The following is a 15881-nucleotide window of genomic DNA, read 5'->3' on the forward strand; positions in this document are numbered from 1 at the left end:
TCAGCTGCGGCTCATCGGCCCACGCACCGGCTGCTCGCGCATCAGGCTGGTTGCGCTGACGGGTGCGCCGGCGGCGATCAGCGCCTGGCGCTGCTGGACGATGGGCGTGCGGGCGATGGCCAGCTCGAAGCGGTGCAGCTTCTGGAAAGCCGGCAAGGCAAAGGTGCGCTCCAGCATGGCGGCCAGTTTCGGCCAGCGCCCGGCGTCCAGCGTGTAGCGGGCGAACTGCGCGTTGCGCATGAAGCAGGCGACGCTGATATCGGCGATGGACAGCTCGCCGAACAGCCAGCCGCTCTCCGGCAGCTGCGCTTCCAGGTAGTCGAAAATCGACGGCAGGTCCTGCTGGTAGGTCTTCTCCAGCACCGCCGCGTCCGGCTCACGGCCCCAGACGCCGCGGCCGATCACCAGTTGGTCGAACAACTGCCAGATCACCACCTGGCCCATGCGGCCATCGGCGAACTCCTCGATCCAGCGGGCGCGGGCACGGTCGGCGATGTCCGCCGGGTATAGCGCGGGCTGTGGATAACGCTCCTCCAGGTACTGGCAGATCACCGAGGAATCGTTGAGCACCAGCTCGCCGTCCACCAGCACCGGCACCTGGCGCAGCGGGCTCAGGCGCTCGAACTCGACGTTGCCGAAGAACGGCACGATGGAGTCGATGCGGTACTCCACGCCCTTAATTTCCAGCAGGACCAGCGCCTTGCGCACACAGGGCGAGAGGTAGGAACCGATGATCAGCAAGGGCTCGGACATGGCGGGATCTTTCGTTGAAATGGCCTGTTCGATTGTAGAACGCCGACTATTCCTGGGCGATGACCGATAAAAGCCGACGGGTGCCAATTGCGCCGGTGACTGCACTTTGCGATCATTTGCGAATGGTTATCGTTTTTTAACTTGATCCCATTCGAGATCATTGGGGGAGTAGCTTGTCGGCCATCCAGATGGGTAGCGGCGAACTCGTTGGCGCCTTGTATCGCGATCACCGCGACTGGCTGACTGCCTGGCTGAACCGCAGCCTGGGTTGTCCGCAGCGCGCCGAAGACCTGAGCCAGGACACCTTCGTCCGCGTGCTCGGCCGTCGCGAGCTGCCCTCCCTGCGCGAACCGCGCGCCTTCCTGGTGACCGTCGCCAAGGGCCTGCTGGTGGACCACTGGCGCCGCGTGGCGCTGGAGCACGCCTATCTCGAAGAACTGAAATGCCTGCCCGAAGCCGTGCAGCCCTCGGCCGAGGAGCACTGCCTGATCCTCGCCGACCTGCGCGAGATCGACCGCCTCCTGGGCAAACTGTCCACCCGCGCACGCAGCGCCTTCCTGCTCAACCGCCTGGATGGCCTGGGCCATGCCGAGATTGCCGAGCAGTTGGGCGTTTCCGTACCGCGCGTGCGCCAGTACATCGCCCAGGGCCTGCGCCAGTGCTACATCGCGCTGTATGGCGAGCCGACGTGAAGGGACCGGTTTCCCTGCAGGTGCTCGACGAGGCGATCAGTTGGCAATTGCGACTGGGCTCCGGCGAAGCGCGTCCCGACGACGAAGCCGAGTTCGCCCACTGGCATTCCGCGCACAGCGAACATGCCCGCGCCTGGAGCCAGCTGGGCATGCTCGACCGCACCCTGGCCGGCGCCGCGCCCAAGGCCGCGCGCAATGCCCTGCTGCGCTCGCCCGGCGAATCCCGGCGCAAGGTCCGCCGCCTGGCTGGCACCGGCTTGTCACTGCTGCTGGTCGGCGCGCTGGCGCTGGGCGTCGGCAACCGCTACACGCCGGTGCGCTACGCCTTCTCCGACCTGGTCACCGCCACCGGCGAGCAGCGTGAACTGCGCCTGCCGGACAACACCCTGCTGAAACTGAACAGCCGCACCGCCGTCGACGTGCGTTTCGATGCCGAGCAGCGGCGCATCGTCCTGCTCAGCGGCGAGATCATGGTGGAAACCGCCCACGGCGACAGCCGGCCGTTCATCGTCGAGACCGACGAAGGCCGTCTGCGCGCCCTCGGCACGCGCTTCCTGGTGGAGCGCGACGATGGCGACGGCACCCTGTTGAGCGTCCTGCAATCCGCCGTGGCCGCGCGCCCGGAGCAACTGCCGGACGAGCGCGTGATCAACCAGGGCCAGCAGGTGCGCGTGCGCGCCGACGGCTTCGGTGATCAGCACGCCAACAGCCCGACGGCCGACGCCTGGACCCACGGCATGCTGGTGGTGGACAACGTGCGCCTGGGCCAGTTGCTCGACCAACTGGCGCGCTACAGCCCCGGCTACCTGGGCGTCGATCCGGCGGTCGCGGACCTGCGCATCACCGGCAGCTTCCCGCTGCAGAACATCGACCTGGCGCTCAGTTCGCTGGAGCCGACGCTGCCGGTGCGAATAGAGAAGCACGGCCAGTGGTGGTCCCGCGTGGTGCCGCGCGGGTAAAGCACATCCCGTAGGAGCGGACCCTGTCCGCGAATCCGCAAGCGGCTGAATGCCTCGCGGAGAAGCTCCGCTCCTACGGGGTAGCTCGATGCTCGGATCGGCCCTCACCCTAGCCCTCTCCCAGAGGGAGAGGGGACCGTTCGGCGCAGGATGAACCCACAGCATCAGCCGGCACAGTCTGCCCCCTCTCCCTGAGGGAGAGGGTTGGGGTGAGGGGGATATACAGGCGCAGAGTCATCCAGGAGAAGACAGTTGCTCCTACGAAAAGCTCGCTCCACCCAGCGTCGACACCGCCTCGGAAAATTATTTTCACCCAGCCCTATCACTTTTCAATTCTCGTCCGGCAAGGAGGCATCGAGAAACGTTTTCATTCAGGAGTCGTTTTCAATGCGCCGCCCGTTCGAACTGTCGCTTCGCCCCTGCCTGCTGGCCACCGCCATCCTGCTGGCCACCTCTTCGGCCATCGCCGCCGAAGCCGTGCGTGATTACCAAGTGCCCGCCGGCCCGCTGGCCAGCACCCTCAACCGCATCGCCGCCGAAGGTGGCCTGTCGCTGAGCCTCGACCCGGCCATGGCCCAGGGCCGCAGCGCGCATGCCGTGCAGGGTCGCTACGACACCGTCGGCGCACTGCGCCAGGCGCTCAAGGGCACCGGCCTGGAGCTGGTGGAGAGCGAGTCGGGCAGCTTCAGCCTGCGCCCGGAGCCGAGCGACACCCTGTCGATGTCGGCCACCACCATCAGCGCCGTGCAGGAAGACCCGGACGGCCCGGCCATCGGCTACCTCGCCACCCGCACTCGCGCCGGCACCAAGACCGACACCCCGCTGCTGGAAGCGCCGCGCTCGATCTCCGTCGCCACCCGCGAGCAGATGCAGGACCGCAACGTGCAGAGCCTGGACGACGCGGTGCGCTACATGCCCGGCGTGATTGCCAGCAGCTACGGTAACGACACACGTGCCGAGTGGCTGAAGGTGCGTGGCTTCGAGCCGACCCAGTTCCTCGACGGCCTGCCGCTGCCCAAGGGCTCCTATGTGATGCCCAAGCTGGAAACCTGGGACCTGGAGCGTGTTGCCCTGCTGCGCGGCCCGGCTTCTTCGCTGTACGGCCAGACCCCGCCCGGCGGCCTTCTGGACATGACCAGCCGCCGTCCGGAAGCCGAGAGCAGCCATGAAGTGCAGCTGCAGGTCGGTAGCTACGAGCACAAGCAGATTTCCTTCGACAGCACCGGCAAGGTCGACGACGCCGGCAACCTGCTGTACCGCGTCAGCGGTGTGGTGCGTGACAGCAACACCCAGGTCGATCACGTCGACAACAAGCGCTACAACATCGCGCCGAGCCTGACCTGGAACTTCGACGAAGACACCAAGCTGACCTTCCTCTCGCAGTTCAACCGCGACGATACCGGCATCACCAGCCAGTTCCTGCCGCTGCAGGGCACCAAGCTGTCGACCCCGGCGGGCGAGGTGAAGTACCACGAAAACCTCGGTGACCCGGACTGGGAGTTCTACGACAAGACCTACTACGCCCTGGGTTACGCCTTCGAGCACCGCATCAACGACGTCTGGCAGTTCCGCCAGAACCTGCGCTACACCAAGAGCGACCTGTCGTTCCAGGGCATCACCGCCGGCGGCACCGCCACCTCGGTGGCCGACGACGGCACCCTGTCCCGCGGCGCCAACGTGGTGGACGAAGACATCAGCCAGTTCGCCATCGACAACAACCTGCAGGCCGACTTCTCCACCGGCCCGCTCAAGCACACCCTGCTGCTGGGCCTGGATCACCAGCGCGCCAACACCAACTACAAGTGGCTGTACGGTGCCGCACCGACCAGCAACATCACCAAGCCGATCTATGGCCAGGACTTCAGCAACGTCGCCTACACCGCGTACAACGACTACAACCAGAAGATGCGCGACACCGGCCTGTACGCCCAGGACCAGATCGCCCTCGACAACTGGCGCCTGACCCTCGGCGGCCGCCAGGACTGGGCGCACACCGGTTCGAAGTTCTACAACGCCAACGGCGCCACCGATACCCGTCGCGACAGCAATTTCAGCGGCAACGCGGCGCTCAGCTACGTGTTCGACAACGGCGTGGCGCCCTACGTGTCCTATGCCGAGTCGTTCCAGACCGAAGCCGGCGGCACCAACGGCGCGGCCTTCGAGCCGAGCACCGGCAAGCAGTACGAACTGGGCGTGAAGTACCAGCCGGTGGGCACCGATCTGATGCTCAGCGCCGCCGTCTACGACCTGACCCGCAACAACATCGTCCTCACCGGCAGCGACTTCATCAGCCGCCCGGTGGGCGAAGCACAGGTCCGCGGCTTCGAGCTGGAGGCCGTAGGCAACGTCAACGAGAACCTCAAGGTGACCGCTGCCTACACCTACGCCAACAGCAAGATGACCAAGGTCGCCAACCCGCTGGACAAGAACCGTCCGCTGCCGCTCACTCCGGAAAACCAGGCCTCGCTGTGGGCCGACTACACCTGGCATGACGGCCTGCTCGACGGCTTCGGCCTGGGCTTCGGCACCCGCTACGTCGGCGAGACCCACAACATCGCCATCGGCAGCATGGGCTACGTGCGCGACAAGTCGGACGGCGACACCGGCTCCTACACCCTCTACGACGCCGCGGTGCATTACGACCTCGGCCGCCTGGACAACAGCCTCAACGGCCTGAACGTCGCTCTGAACGCCAACAACGTATTCGACAAGGAATACATCTCTACCTGCGACGGCTTCTACTGCTACTACGGCGATCGTCGCAACGTGGTGGCCAGCGTCAACTACAAGTTCTGACGTAACAGCCCTTCGTAGGGCGGATAACGCGCCAGCGTTATCCGCCGAGCAAAAGACGGCGGATAACCTGTTCCAGGTTATTCGCCCTACCGTCCCAACCTCCCCACGGCATCACCGGCACCCGCAGGGCGCATAACGCGCCAGCGTTATCCGCCAGACCGCTCCGGTACATCAGACAGCGTAGGAGCGGACTCCGTCCGCGATAGATCCGCATCGCGCCGGATGCCATCGCGGACGGAGTCCGCTCCTACGCCATGCCCACCCTCACTTCTCCCCAAACCACGCTCGCATCGTCATGGATCTTCAGGCGCGGATAGTCCAGCGCCTGGCCATCGGCGCTTTCCAGCGCGCGCAGTTCGTCGATCAATGCTTCCACGCCACGCTCGGGCAACTCGGCGAACAATGTCTGCAGCTCGTAGCGACGGAAATCCAGCAGGCGGTCGAAGCCATCGGTGACCAGCATGAACGCCGCCAGCCGCGAAGGATCGAGCACGCGGCGCTGCACATGGGGCAGCCAGCGGCTGGTTGGGTCGAGCACCCAGTAACCCTCCGGTGTATTGGCCAGCGCGCGGTTGCGCCGCACCCACTCGCGGCTGGCCTGCCACAGCTGTGCGTGGCTCCAGTCCGGGTTCGCCTCGCGCAGCGCCAGCAGGCGCTGCACCGATTGCCGGTCGATTTCCTCCAGCGGCGTCTCGCCGAAGCTTTCCACGTGGCCGTCGTCCCAGGCCAGGTGGATACGCGTGTCGCAAAGATTGAGCAGCTCCAGCGAACCATCCTCCAGAACCCGTAACAGGCTCAGGCAGGCGGTGGGCAGGTCCAGCGCAGTGGTCGCGGCAACACCGGCATCGCGCAGGAAATCCTCGGCGATGCCAGCCTGCAATTGCCCCAGCAGCTCTTCGGCCGGCAGATACGGCTCGGCTTCGAGCAGGCGCTGCAGATGGCCATTGGCGCACTGCGCCAGCCAGCGCGCGTCGCTTTCGCGATCCACCAGGCCCGGCCCCAGGCTGGTCGCCCCGTCCAGCACCCAGGCTGCCTGGGCGGTGTAGCCGATGGCGTCGTCGTTCACCGGTGAACCCTGGCGGCAGGCCGCCCCGCGTACGGAAATCGTCGTCACAAGCCGTTCTCCCTCGTTTCGTCGGCCACACTGACCGGCGTACAGTCTCACCTGATTCCGGACTCTGCCAAGGAGAGCCCCATGCTTCGCGTCCTGTCCCTTCCCCTGAGCGGCCTTCTTCTCGCCGGCCTGCTGCTGGCCACCGGCGCATCCGCCGCCGAGGTGAAGTACTTCGACCTGCCCAAGGGCTCCGGCCCGCAGGCCGTGGCACCCACCGAAGACGGCAAGGTCTGGTACACCGCGCAGAAACTCGGCGTACTCGGCCGCCTCGACCCGCAGACCGGGCAGAGCGAGCAGGTCAGCCTGGGCAAGGGCTCCAGCCCGCAGGGCGTGGTGGCCGATGGCAACGGCGACGCCTGGATCGTCGACAGCGGCCGCAACGCGATCCTCCATGTCGATGCCGAGCGCCTGGGCGTGGAGGTCATTCCCCTGCCCAAGGAAGTGGCCCGCGCCAACCTCGACTCTGCGGTATTCGATGACGATGGCGTGCTGTGGTTCACCGGGCAGAGCGGTGTGTATGGCCGCCTCGATCCGACCAGCCGCGACATGAAGGTCTGGCAGGCGCCACGCGGCAAGGGTCCGCGCGGGATCGCCGTGGCGCCCGATGGCGGCATCTGGTTCGCCTCGCAGGCGGGCAACTACATCGGCCAGATCGACGGCATCGCCGACAGCGCCACCACCTTCGATGCGCCCGGCAAGGACAGCGGGCCGCGCCGCCTGTGGGCCGATTCGGTCGGCCGCCTGTGGCTGAGCCAGTGGGGCACCGGCAGCCTGGCGCGCTTCGACCCCAGCGATAACAAGTGGAAAACCTGGAAGCTGCCGGGCGATCATCCGCTGCCCTATGCGGTCTACGTCGATGCCATGGACCAGGTCTGGCTGAGCGATTTCACCGCCAATGCGCTGCTGCGCTTCGACCCGCAGGGCGAGAAATTCACCGTCTTCCCCAGCGATCAGGCCAACGCCCGCGTGCGCCAGCTGCAAGGCCGGCCCGGCGAGGTGTGGGGTGCCGAATCCGGCACCGACCGCCTGGTGCAGATCCACGATTGACCCGATGACCGAACCTCAGGAGTTGCTGTCGATGAGTACCCGCCCCGTCCTGTTCCACGCCGCCGCCTCGCCCTTCGTGCGCAAGGTCATGGTCCTGCTGCACGAGACCGGCCAGGTCGATTCCGTGGAGCTGTACGCCGCCGTCCACACCCCCATCGCGCCGGACGCCGGCGTGCTGCAGGACAACCCCGCCGGCAAGATTCCCGCGCTGCGCCTGGCCGACGGCCAGACCCTGCACGACAGCCGGGTAATCCTCGAATACCTCGACCAGCAGCACGCTGGCGAGCCGCTGATCCCCCGCGAAGGCACAGCGCGCTGGCGGCGCCTCACCCTTGCCTCGCTGGCCGATGCGGTGCTCGATGCCGCTGTACTGATCCGCTACGAAAGCGCCATGCGCCCGCAGGAAAAGCACTGGGACCAGTGGCTGGACAATCAGCAGCTGAAGATCGTCCGCACCCTCGCCTACTTCGACGGCCCGGCCCACGCCGAGCTGGCCGAACGCTTCGACATCGCCGGCATCGGCGTGGCCTGCGCTCTCGGTTACCTGGACTTCCGCCAGCCGCACTGGGACTGGCGCGCCGACTACCCGCAGCTGTCCCAGTGGTTCGCCGAAGTCAGCCAGCGGCCGTCGATGCAGGCGACGGTGCCGGGCTGACTGGACGATGGGTATCGCTTCGCTCCACCCATCCTACGCCGAGCACTCCTGAGGTCGCGCCGGCGTGCTCCAGACCCGCCAGCCGGCACCGCCCAGCCCCCTCTCCCTCTGGGAGAGGGTTGGGGTGAGGGCGAAGCCTGCGCGCCAGGACTTCACCTCGCACAAACCGCGCCGCACCACCCTGCGCTGGAAGCGCTCATCACGCACCACCCGCCGCTCCAGCCCCAGCTCGAACAACCCGGCGATCCGCCGCGCCAGCCGCCGGCCCACTTCGCGCTCCTCGCGCAATCCGTTCCAGGCACTCATGGCTTGTTCCCCAGTCGGTAGATCGGCAGCGCCAGCAGCAGGCCGAGTTGCGCAACGCCCATGCACATCTCCAGGAAGGAGCGCACATGGGGATTGTTGGCCGCGTCCTCGACGCCGGTGAGTTGCGTCCACAGCTCGGCCGGCAGCAACAGTGCCAGGTGCGCCAGCGGCTTGCCGGTGGCCACCAGCAGGGCAATCCAGTCAAAGCGGCCGAGCAGCATCAGCACCGGCAGGCACAGGCCACTGACCAGCAGGCCGGCCAACAGGCACAGGGAAAAACGCATCAGGTTGGGCATCTCCATTCTCCTCAGCGCTGCACGCGCACGTCTTCCAGGGAAAATTCCAGGTCATCGCCACGCGGCTTGCCGATGCCGTACCAGTCCAGGCGACGGGTCAGCACCATCACGCCACCGAGCACACCGAACAGCAGCAGCGAGCCCATCAGCAATGCGTAGTCCTCGGCGCTGAGCAGCGCGTAGAGCATCCCGTAGAGCCCGGCCAGGCCGAGGCTGAACCCGGCACCGCGCCACAGGCTGTGCAACACGTGGCAGAGGTAGAAGCCGATCAGCCCGACGCAGGCGCCAGCGGACAGCAGGTAGGCCAGCTCGAAGCCGACATGCTCGGAGAGCGACAGCAGCAGCAGGTAGAACAGCGCCAGCGCCATGCCCACCAGGGCGTACTGGATCGGGTGGACCGACAGGCGCTTGAGCACTTCGAAGAGGAAGAAGCCGGCGAAGGTGAGGACGATGAACAGCAGCGCGTATTTCACCGCGCGGTCGGTCTTCAGGTATTGGTCCACCGGGTCCACCAGCGCCACGCCGAAGCGGTGCTGGCCGAATTCGCTGCACTCGGCGGAGCTGGGACGCAAGGCATCCGGATCGTCCGCACCGACCGCGCGGGCAACGTCGGCCTGGGCCGGCGCCACACAGGCGCGCAGCTGGTCCTCCAGGTTGGTGGCGAAGAAGCTGGTGCGCCAGCGTGCGCTGAAGCCGTCGGCGCTGATGCTGCGTTCGGTCGGCAGGAACTCGCCGCCGAAGCTCGGGTGAGGCCAGTCGGAGACCAGCTTGACCTGGCTGTCGCGGCCCACCGGAGTGATGTCCAGGCGGCTACTGCCCAGCAGCGACAGCTCGAAGGAATAGTCGAAGCGCTGCTCGCGCTCGCTGGCCTTGAACGGCAGCACGGCGTGCACGCCATTGCCGAGGAACTGGCTCTGGGTGCCGGGCTGGAAGTCGCGCAGCTGGTCACCGACCTTCAGCTTCGGCGCGTTCTCGATGCCGCGCACATCGCTGATGCCCACCGCCAGCAGCGGCTCGTCGAAGCGGTAGCTGTCGAGGTCGCCGCTGATGCCGTAGTTGGCCGGCAGGACGAAGCTGCCGCTGACCTGGCTGTCGGCGTGGTACAGGCGCGCCTCGTAGATACCGCGATGGCGCAGCTCGGTATTCATCTGCCCGTCGAGGCTGAACACCTCCGGCAGGAAGTACAGCCGCCCGCGCACCTCGCGCTCCTGCAGCACGCGCTGCTGGCTCGACTTGTCCAGGCGCCAGCTGCGGATGGTCCGGGTGTAGGGCACGACCACCAGCGGGCCGGTGAGCTGCTGGCTGTAGCTGGCGCTGCGGGCGATGTCCTGCAGGACCTCGTCGCGGTAGTTCTGACGCTCGTCGACCAGGCCGTCGATCATCAGCAGGGGTATCAGCAAGAGGACGATCAACAGCGCGATGGCGCCGAGCTTGATGCCGAGTTGGCGGTTCATCGAAAGCTTCTCCGTGGGTGGACGACGGAGCAAGCCTGAGGCCCGCGCGTGGGGGCGCTCGGGGCGAAGTGTGGAGACTTTGTGGGAATTGTGTGGCTTCGGCTCTTCGTAGGAGCGAGCTTGCTCGCGAACCGAATTCGCAGCGGGGCTTGTTCGCGAGCAAGCTCGCTCCTACTGGGGCAACCGCAGGCTCGCGCGTACGCCGCCCTCGACGTTTTCCACGCGCAATTCACCGCCATGCAGCGTCGCCACCTCGGCGACGAAGTTGAGCCCCAGCCCGGTGCTCTTGCGCCCACTTACCGGGCGCGGCAGCGAGTAGAAGCGCTCGGTCAGGCGCGGCAGGGCGAAGTCCGGAATCGCCTCGCCCTGGTTGCACAGCTCGACGCACCAGCCGTCTCCCTCGGGCTGGGCGGCGAAGCGGATCACGCCACCGACCGGAGTGAAATCCAGGGCGTTGTCCAGCAGGTTGCCCAGGGCCTGGCGCAGCAGGAAGCGCTCGCCCTGCGCGATGGCCTGCGGAGGAATCGCGTTCTCCAGCTGCACGCCCTGCGCACGCACCAGGCGTTCGTCGATCAGCTCGCTGGCCAACTCATGCAGATTCACCGGCACGCGTTCCTCCAGCCCCTGGCGCTGCTCCACCTGGGCGAGGTTCAGCAGGCGTTCGATCAGTTGCTGCAAACGCTCGCTTTCCCCGGCGATGTTGCCGACAAAGCGCGCACGCTGCTCGGCGGGCATCTCGCCTTCGAGCAATTCAGCCGCGCCACGGATCGCCGCCAGCGGGCTCTTCAGTTCGTGGGTCAGCGTGTGCACGTAGCGCTCGACGTAGTCCTTGCCCTCCAGCTGCACGCGCATGCGCTCCACCGCATCGGCCAGCTGCGCCATCTCGCCGCCGCGGTATTTCGGCAGCTCGGCACGGCGGCCTTCGCTGACGGCCTGGGCATAACGAGTGAGGCGATCCAGCGAGCGGCTCAGCCACCAGGACAGCCCAGCCCCCACCAGCAGGCCGAGCACGATCAGCCCGGCGCCGAGCCAGGCCAGGCGCCGCTGCGAGCGGTCGATGTAGGGCTGCAGCGTGCGGTTGGGCTTGGAGACCGAGACCACGCCAATGATCTTCTCGCCATCGCGGATCGGCGCGGCGACGTACATCACCGAGGATTCCGGGTCGTCCGCCGACTCGCGGCTGGAGCGCGCGCCGTACTGGCCGCGCAGGGTCAGGTAGACGTCGTTCCAGCGCGAGTAGTCCTGGCCCACGGCCTGGCCGAGTGAATCGAGCAGGACGATGCCACGGTCGTCGGTGACGTAGATGCGGTGGTTCACCGCGGTCTTGTTCACCCCCCAGATATCCGCCTGCGGGCTGCGCGAGCCGTAGGCGCGGAGGATGTCCGGCAGGCGACTCTGCTCGAGGGTGCCGGCCTTGACGTCGGCTTGCAGCACCTCGGCGAGCAGGTTGGCGGTATCCACCAGGGTCTCTTCGCTGGACTGCCGCACGCCAGGGCGGATTTCGTCCATCACCGTGCGCAGGACGAACCAGCCGGTCAGCCCGACGAAGAAGAAGTAGACCAGGAAGATCCGCAGCGACAGGCGCATCAGCTCTTGTCCGGCGCGTAGCTGTAGCCCAGCCCGCGATGGGTCTGGATCGGTTCGGCGGCGGGGGCGACCTGGCGCAGCTTGGCGCGCAGGCTCTTGATGTGGCTGTCGACGTTGCGCTCGTAGCCGGCGTCGGCGGCGACACCCAGCGCATCGAGCAATTGCTCGCGGCTGAACACCCGTTCGGGGCGCGCCAGCAGCGTCTGCAACAGGCGGAATTCGTGGCGGGTCAGGGCCAGCGACTGGCCGTGGTAGCGAATCTGGAAGCGCTCCTCGTCCACCTCGAACGGGCCGTTGCCGACCGGCGCCTGGGCCGGCGCTTCACGGAGCGCGGTGCGCTTGAGGATGGCCTTCACCCGCGCAGCCACTTCGCGCGGGCTGAAGGGTTTGACCACGTAGTCGTCGGCGCCGATCTCCAGGCCCACCACGCGGTCGATCTCGGCGTTGCGCGCGGTGAGGAAGATCACTGGCACTTCGGAAAAGCGCCGCAGCTGCTTGCAGGCTTCGAAGCCGCTGATATCCGGCAGGCCGACGTCGAGGATGACCAGATCGAAGGGCTCGCGCTGCAGGCGTTCGAGGGCCGGGCCGGCGAGGTTCAGCCAGGTGGTCTCGAAACCTTCGGCCTGCAGGGCGTAGAGCAGGGTGTCGGCGATGGCGGCTTCATCTTCGACGATGAGGATGTGGGGCATGGGATTCCGATTCCCGGGAAAGTCCCAGAAGGGTCCATCATGCCCCGCGCCGCGTCAATCGGGGATCAGGAGCAGCTCGGCTTGCCGGCGGTGAAGCGCTCGCCGGGGTCGACGGCGACGTGGAACTTGCGCAGACCCTTGGTCCCCATCAGGAACGGGTAGTTGAAGTGGCTGCGGTCGGTGAGGTTGACCTCGATGGTGCGCTGGTCGCCGCCCAGGCACACCGGCAGCTCGATCACCGGGCGCTGGCTGAGGCCGGGACTGGAGGCTTCGTCCTCGTCATCGGCGCCGCCGTCGGAGCGATTCTTGATCTTCGAGATGCGCGACAGCTTGTGCTCGTAGACCGAGTCACCGCCGTCCTTGGTGGCCAGCTTGAAGCGCACCCAGTCTTCGCCATCGCGCTGGAAGATCTGTATGTCCTTGGCCGACAGCGACGAGGTGTAGGCGCCGGTGTCCATCTTGGCCTGCAGGGTCTGGTTCAGCTCGGGCAGGCTGACCCATTCGTAGCGGCCGTAGAGTTTGGGTTCGGCGGCCAGGGTGAGGCCGGGCAGAGCGAGCAGGGACAGCAGGGCGAGGGCGCGTTTCACGCGGAATCTCCGGGGTTGTGCGGGTATGCGCATAGGACTATCACGGCCGCCATAGGTTCGCCAGCAGGCTCAGCGCTCGAACAGCGAACCGCGGCGCCGATCCAGACCGCTCCACAGCGACTCCAGGTTGCGGAAGCCCCACTTCTCCGGCGACTCGCGGCCGACGATGCGCTCGCGGCCCTTGAGGCGGGCGAGGTCGACCACTTCGAAGGGAATCGCCGCGCGGGTCCGCGTCGAGTAGAACACCTTGACCATCGGCAGCAGCAGTTCCGCGCCCTGCTCCACCACTACCGCCAGGCGCTCGCTTTCCAGGCGCACCAGCGCGCCAATGGGGTAGATGCCCAGGCAGCGGATGAACGCGCGGAAGACCTTCTCGTCGAGGTGGCTGCCGCACCACTGGGACATGCGCTGCAGCGATTCGGCCGGGTCCCAGCCGGCCTTGTAGGGGCGGTCGGAGGTGATCGCGTCGTAGATGTCGCAGACCGCGCCCATGCGCGCGAACAGGCTGATCTGCTCGCCGGCCAGGCGATGCGGGTAGCCGGTGCCGTCGAGCTTCTCGTGGTGGTGCAGGCACACGTCGAGCACCAGCGCGCTGACCTGGCGGCCCTCGCGGAGAATCTCGCCGCCGCGCCAGGGATGCTCGCGCACGCTAGCGAACTCGCTTTCGTCGAGACGGCCGGGCTTGTTCAGCACGCGCATGGGCACGCACATCTTGCCGATGTCGTGCAGCAGGCCGGCGAGGCCCGCTTCGCGCACCAGCAGCTCGTCGAGACCGAGCTGGCGGGCCAGGGCGATCATCAGCGCGCAAACCGCGACCGAATGCAGGTAGGTGTATTCGTCGGCGGTCTTGAGCCGGGCCAGGCTGATCACCGCGTTGGGGTGACGCTGCATCGAGGCGGCGATCTCGCCCACCAGTTCCTGTGCGCTCTCGGCCTCCACCGCGCGGCCCAGGCGGGCATCCTGGAACATGGCGATGACCCGCTCCTTGGAGCGGATGCACAGCTGCCGAGCGACCTGCAGCTCATCCTGCAGGTTGCGCCGCAGGATCGGCGAGACTGGCACCGGGCGTTCGGCGGGCGTCTCGCTCGGCGGCTCGACGGGCTTCGCGGGCGGACTTTCAGGCACCGTCGGCGCAGCGGGAACCAGGCCGCGCCGCGGGTCGATCAGTACTTCGCGGACCGCACTGCGCTGCAGACGTCGGAGGTCGTCCGGGTCCTCCAGGAGAAAGCGTGCGCGCCAGAACGGATGGTCGACCCAGGAGCCGCAAAGCTCCTGCACGTACATCCCGAGGGTGACGGCTTGCACTGGAATGCGCAGGTACGGCGAGTCGGACATGACAGCTCCCGGCAGGTGATTTGCGCAGCATAGTCCGCCCGCCTCGTTGGCGGGAGTGCCGCTTGGGAACCTGGGGTCGGCTGCGTATGATGGGCCGGCCAATCACGCACAAGGAAAGGACTTCATGCAGGCACTGATGGGCGTCATCGCCAGCCTTCTGCTGCTGCTCAACACCCTGATCCTGATCGGCCCGATGCTGCTGATCGCGCTGCTGAAACTGATCGTCCCCGGCCAGTCCGCCAAGGACGCCTGCTCGCGCGGGGTGATGTGGATCGCCGAGACCTGGGCGGAAATCGACAAGGCCATCTTCGCCCTGATGACCCCCACCGTCTGGGACATCCGCGGCACCGCCCAGCTGCGCGGCGACACCTCCTACCTGGTGATCAGCAACCACCAGTCGTGGGTCGACATCCCGGCGCTGGTCCAGGCGTTCAACCGCAAGACGCCCTATTTCAAGTTCTTCCTGAAGAAGGAGCTGATCTGGGTGCCCTTCCTCGGCCTGGCCTTCTGGGCGCTCGACTACCCCTTCATGAAGCGCTACAGCAAGGCCTTCCTGGAGAAGCACCCGGAGCTCAAGGGCAAGGACCTGGAGATCACCAAGGCCGCCTGCGAGAAGTTCAAGCGCATGCCGGTGACCGTGGTGAACTACCTCGAAGGCACCCGCTTCACCCCGGCCAAGCAGGCCCGGCAGCAGTCGCCCTACCAGAACCTGCTCAAGCCCAAGGCCGGCGGCGTGGCCTTCGTCCTCGCCGCACTGGGTGAGCAGCTGGATACCCTGCTGGACGTCACCCTGGTCTACCCGAAGGGCCCGCGACCGGGCTTCTGGGACCTGCTGTGCGGGCGTGTGCCGCGGGTGATAGTCGACATCCAGGCGCGGGAGATCGACCCCGCGCTCTGGCAAGGCGATTACGAGAACGACCCCGAGTTTCGCCAGTACGTGCAGCGCTGGGTGTCGCAACTGTGGGAGCAGAAGGACCAGCGCATCGAGCAGCTGCGCCAGGAGTTCTGACGCCGCTTATGCGCCCCGCCCGGCCACCGGAGTGGCCGGTGCGGCTGGCGTGCCCCAGAGGCCGCCGAGCGTGCCCAGCAACTGGCTGTTCAGGCCCTGCTGGTTGCAGTAGTCGAGGATCACCCCGGCGAAGCGGCCGATCATCGACTGGTCCATGCCGAGCACGCCGAAGATCTGGTCGACGTCTTCCAGGTTGTTGATCCCGCCCAGCAGCGCCGCGGCGTTGCCCAGCCCACCGAAGCCACCCAGCGCCCCGCCCAGGTCGCCCAGCGAACTGGTGCCGGCGAGCTGTTGCAGGTCCGGCAGGGATTTCTGCAGTTGCGCGGTGTCGTTGTCCTTCAGGCTGTTCATCGCCAGGCCGAGCAAGGCGCCGGTGCCGCCGATGGCCTGCTCTTCGCTGACGCCCAGCTGATGGGTGAGATTGCCCAGCAGGGCATTGGCCGCCGGCGGGATCGACGGCGCCTGCGTGGTCGGCTCGCTTACTTCGTTGAAGGTAGCGGCGAAGACAGGGGTAGCGAGCAGCCAGGCGGTGGCCAGGAAGACGACGGAACGGGTGGACATCGACGGCTCCGAAAAGCGGCTGTCCGGCCCCAGGGCGGGGC

At 67.1% G+C, this 15881-nt stretch carries 16 protein-coding genes; 6 read left to right on the forward strand and 10 right to left on the reverse strand.

Annotated features, from left to right (window positions below; genetic code table 11):
* Positions 1–753, reverse strand: a complete 753-nt coding sequence (locus QO207_RS09600; RefSeq protein WP_301532215.1) for a glutathione S-transferase family protein — start codon at positions 751–753, stop codon at positions 1–3.
* Between the two features lie 173 nt (positions 754–926).
* Between QO207_RS09600 and QO207_RS09605 the strand changes: the two genes are divergently transcribed.
* From QO207_RS09605 to QO207_RS09615, 3 genes are all read left to right on the forward strand, one after another.
* Complete coding sequence (locus QO207_RS09605; protein WP_301532216.1) at positions 927–1445, forward strand: RNA polymerase sigma factor; 519 nt, start codon at positions 927–929, stop codon at positions 1443–1445.
* The gene (locus tag QO207_RS09610; protein WP_301532217.1) at positions 1442–2404 is read left to right on the forward strand and encodes a FecR domain-containing protein; all 963 of its coding nucleotides are present in this window, start codon (positions 1442–1444) and stop codon (positions 2402–2404) included. Before QO207_RS09605 ends, QO207_RS09610 begins: the two co-directional genes overlap by 4 nt.
* Before the next feature lie 387 nt (positions 2405–2791).
* The gene (locus QO207_RS09615) at positions 2792–5200 is read left to right on the forward strand and encodes a TonB-dependent siderophore receptor (RefSeq protein ID WP_301532218.1); all 2409 of its coding nucleotides are present in this window, start codon (positions 2792–2794) and stop codon (positions 5198–5200) included.
* 247 nt (positions 5201–5447) lie between these two features.
* Here the strand turns inward: QO207_RS09615 and QO207_RS09620 are convergent, their stop codons facing one another.
* Entirely contained in the window at positions 5448–6314 is an 867-nt protein-coding gene (locus QO207_RS09620; protein WP_301532219.1) for a protein phosphatase 2C domain-containing protein, read from the reverse strand.
* A gap of 81 nt (positions 6315–6395) precedes the next feature.
* On the opposite strand from QO207_RS09620, the gene QO207_RS09625 reads away from it, so the two are divergent.
* Together QO207_RS09625 and QO207_RS09630 are read left to right on the forward strand one after the other, a co-directional pair.
* Positions 6396–7361 (forward strand): SMP-30/gluconolactonase/LRE family protein, encoded by a 966-nt coding sequence (locus tag QO207_RS09625; RefSeq protein WP_301532220.1) that lies wholly within the window; start codon positions 6396–6398, stop codon positions 7359–7361.
* Between the two features lie 31 nt (positions 7362–7392).
* Positions 7393–8016, forward strand: coding sequence for a glutathione S-transferase (locus tag QO207_RS09630; RefSeq protein ID WP_301532221.1), 624 nt, complete (start codon positions 7393–7395; stop codon positions 8014–8016).
* 33 nt (positions 8017–8049) lie between these two features.
* Here the strand turns inward: QO207_RS09630 and QO207_RS09635 are convergent, their stop codons facing one another.
* From QO207_RS09635 to QO207_RS09665, 7 genes are all read right to left on the reverse strand, one after another.
* Positions 8050–8322 (reverse strand): ABC transporter substrate-binding protein, encoded by a 273-nt coding sequence (locus tag QO207_RS09635; protein ID WP_301532222.1) that lies wholly within the window; start codon positions 8320–8322, stop codon positions 8050–8052.
* The gene (locus QO207_RS09640; protein ID WP_301532223.1) at positions 8319–8618 is read right to left on the reverse strand and encodes a hypothetical protein; all 300 of its coding nucleotides are present in this window, start codon (positions 8616–8618) and stop codon (positions 8319–8321) included. Before QO207_RS09640 ends, QO207_RS09635 begins: the two co-directional genes overlap by 4 nt.
* Before the next feature lie 11 nt (positions 8619–8629).
* The gene (creD, locus tag QO207_RS09645; protein ID WP_301532224.1) at positions 8630–10072 is read right to left on the reverse strand and encodes a cell envelope integrity protein CreD; all 1443 of its coding nucleotides are present in this window, start codon (positions 10070–10072) and stop codon (positions 8630–8632) included.
* A gap of 171 nt (positions 10073–10243) precedes the next feature.
* A complete protein-coding gene (gene creC, locus QO207_RS09650; RefSeq protein ID WP_301532225.1) occupies positions 10244–11659 on the reverse strand; it encodes a two-component system sensor histidine kinase CreC in 1416 nt (471 codons plus the stop codon).
* Positions 11659–12348, reverse strand: coding sequence for a two-component system response regulator CreB (creB, locus tag QO207_RS09655; protein WP_301532226.1), 690 nt, complete (start codon positions 12346–12348; stop codon positions 11659–11661). The genes creC and creB overlap by 1 nt, the downstream gene beginning before the upstream one ends.
* Before the next feature lie 65 nt (positions 12349–12413).
* Positions 12414–12935, reverse strand: a complete 522-nt coding sequence (locus tag QO207_RS09660; protein ID WP_301532227.1) for an ATP-dependent zinc protease — start codon at positions 12933–12935, stop codon at positions 12414–12416.
* 69 nt (positions 12936–13004) lie between these two features.
* Entirely contained in the window at positions 13005–14270 is a 1266-nt protein-coding gene (locus QO207_RS09665) for an HD-GYP domain-containing protein (protein ID WP_301532228.1), read from the reverse strand.
* A gap of 124 nt (positions 14271–14394) precedes the next feature.
* On the opposite strand from QO207_RS09665, the gene QO207_RS09670 reads away from it, so the two are divergent.
* A complete protein-coding gene (locus tag QO207_RS09670; RefSeq protein WP_301532229.1) occupies positions 14395–15279 on the forward strand; it encodes an acyltransferase in 885 nt (294 codons plus the stop codon).
* Between the two features lie 6 nt (positions 15280–15285).
* On the opposite strand, the gene QO207_RS09675 is transcribed toward QO207_RS09670, so the two are convergent.
* On the reverse strand, positions 15286–15840 hold the full coding sequence (locus tag QO207_RS09675; RefSeq protein WP_301532230.1) for a DUF2780 domain-containing protein: 555 nt from the start codon (positions 15838–15840) through the stop codon (positions 15286–15288).
* Between the last annotated feature and the right edge of the window lie 41 nt (positions 15841–15881).

The sequence above is a fragment of the Pseudomonas sp. CAN1 genome (assembly GCF_030462585.1).
Classification (GTDB): Bacteria; Pseudomonadota; Gammaproteobacteria; order Pseudomonadales; family Pseudomonadaceae; genus Pseudomonas.